Source organism: Acinetobacter sp. ANC 4636 (genome assembly GCF_054454555.1).
Genome location: NZ_JBTKVD010000045.1, coordinates 1 through 1,045, shown reverse-complemented (window position 1 = coordinate 1,045; position 1,045 = coordinate 1). Strand labels below are relative to the sequence as shown.

At 45.6% G+C, this 1,045-nt stretch carries 1 protein-coding gene; it reads right to left on the bottom strand.

The genetic code is table 11. The annotated features are described in order from the left end of the window. Window positions 1–1,045 (bottom strand): filamentous hemagglutinin N-terminal domain-containing protein (locus tag ACX1N5_RS15705; protein ID WP_458803576.1); only part of this gene is annotated, 1,045 nt, incomplete at both ends.

Below are 1,045 nucleotides of genomic sequence, written 5' to 3'. Positions count from 1 at the left end.
TTGCCTTGCTGCTGTAAATGCAGTTCATCCGCACTACTAATTAACCCCGAATTGTCTAGGGTTTGACTGTTTAATGTGACTTGTGAAGTAGCGCTACTGATATTGCCCGTATTTTGAATATGCTGCGCATTGATCTGGAGCTGATCTTTATTGGCAATCATATTTCCCGTATTGATCAGATCACCATTGGCATTCAGGGTTAATGTCGATTCTGTACTATTGATTGAACCTGCATTACGTACCCCAAGCCCATTTTCATTCCCAACTAGAAAGATCTTGCCCGCATACATCCCCCCAAGTTGCCCCACATCCAAGGCAAAACTGGTCGTAGCCATGTTTGGATTTAGATTTGAAGTTGCAACGTTAATTTGAGGAGTCACTTGGTCTTTGACCGTAATATCATTCTGCCCCAAAGCAACGGTGAGATTATTGGCATATAGACCTGCATTAACATTCAAAGCACGACTATAAATATCGGTATATGGAGTAAGGCTTCCATCCAGACCTTTCCCCTCAATCGTGACTTGCCCATCACGAACCCGAAAGGACTCCAGATAACCTTGATTCATCACCGCTTGCCCGGTGGTGAGAGTAAAGCGATCTGCATTGATCACTCCACAACCATCACATACCAATCCTGACGGATTGGCGATAACGACTTGTGCAGACTTACCCGCAACCTCGATATAGCCTCTTAACTGACTGGGGTTACTGCTATTCACTTCATTCAAAATGACTTTGGCTTCCCCTGTGGCCAGCCAAGGATTGCCTTGTACCCAACCACCCAATTGCGTTTGTGTGTTGTTACGGGAGTTATTTAGAATCACCCCTTCTTGTCCCACATCAAATTGGGTATAGGTATTGCGTGATACACCGCCTGCACTTGGGGTTTGGATATTCACCTGAGTCGTACCATTACCACTGGTCAGAACCGTGGCTTGTTGTGAACTCGGTGCAGACTTATCCGCAATGATCTGGGTATTGGCAATACTGTGTAGTGGCATCATATACACCACTGCGCCAATCACACTCATGACTGCGAAGT